The sequence below is a fragment of the Polynucleobacter sp. AP-Kaivos-20-H2 genome (assembly GCF_018882215.1).
Classification (GTDB): Bacteria; Pseudomonadota; Gammaproteobacteria; order Burkholderiales; family Burkholderiaceae; genus Polynucleobacter.
On record NZ_JACVOX010000009.1, the window covers coordinates 1 to 1,389 of the forward strand.

Here is a 1,389-nt window from a genome sequence, read left to right on the forward strand (position 1 = left end):
ATCGATTACCAACGGCACGGGTACTACTGCCCTTGGTGGAGTAGTCGGTGCTAACAGCGCTACTAGTGCACTGGGATACCTGTGTATTAACGCTACTGGATGCTCCGCATCGGCTGTAGGCACTACTTCTGGTACTGGCACTACTACGCTTGCAGGTAATGTGACGACTAGTGGTAATCAGACTTATGGTGGCAATCTCACATTAGGGGCTAACACTGCTCTGACTTCAACTGCGAACAGTGGTAATGGTGCGGTGATGATTGCGGGGGCGGTGAATTCGAGTAGTACTGCAGGGTCAGCAATACTAGAGTTCTTGGGAAGTGGCTATTGGGAGATTAGTACCAATAGTGGAAGTACTTGGGCTTATTACCTTAGTAACGCTAGTAGTAGTACTTATCAATCAAGTATCACGATTAGTGGAACTACCTTTACTTCGACAGCCTCTGCATTATCAAGTTTGCCGACTATTACATACGCTTCTAGTGCTTATTCTTGGACTCCAAGCGCTTCTGCAACTGCTACTTATTTAGTACTCGGCGGCGGAGGTGGCGGTGGTTGGTATGCAGGTGGTGGCGGTGGCGGCGGCGGTGTATTACAAGGATCAACTTCTATTTCAGCTACTAGTTACAGTATTACTGTAGGTAGTGGAGGTGCAGGCTCTCCATATAACACTGCAGGTCCTGGCTCGAATGGCGGAAGCTCATCAGTCATTGGTGGCAGTGTTAGCTTGACTGCATATGGCGGGGGTGGAGGAGGTGGCGGTGGCGGTGTTGTCGGTGCAGGTCTAGGATCGGCAAGTGGAGCAGCTTCTGGCGGGGGCGGTAGCTTCGATGGTGCAGCTGGTGGCTCTGGAATGAGCGGTCAAGGTAATAGTGGTAGTACTGGCGCTACTAGTGGCTCTATAAGCGCTGGCTCATCAAACGGAACTGGCGGCGGTGGCGGCGGTGGCGCAAATAATACCGGCCCTACCGGTGGCGCTGGTGGTGCGGGAGCCACCAATTCAATCACAGGATCTAATATTGGCCAACTGAGTGGCGGAACATATTATGTGGCTGGCGGTGGCGGCGGTAGCTCGCAAAATAATGCGTCTGCAAGTGGCGGACTTGGTGGTGGTGGCAGCGGTGGAAAAACTTCTACTGGTCTTGGCGCAACAGCAGGTACCGCAAATACTGGCGGCGGCGGCGGCGGTACTTATTATGGCAACGTAAATGGAGCTGCTGGTGGAACGGGTGCCGTTGTTCTGTCGGGTAATATCCTCGGCTCCCAAAACTCCTACGCCCTCACCATCAACTCGGGTACAGGCGCAGCTACGCTTGGTAGTTCAGTTTCTAATATCACTACCTTAACCATTAACTCTAAAGCAACTACTAGCGCAGTCAGTGGTGCAAT

At 52.4% G+C, this 1,389-nt stretch carries 1 protein-coding gene; it reads left to right on the forward strand.

Translation table 11 applies throughout. From position 1 onward, the window contains the following. Positions 1-1,389, forward strand: a 1,389-nt coding sequence (locus ICE89_RS11640) for a glycine-rich domain-containing protein (RefSeq protein WP_370625371.1), incomplete at both ends; no start/stop codon positions are given.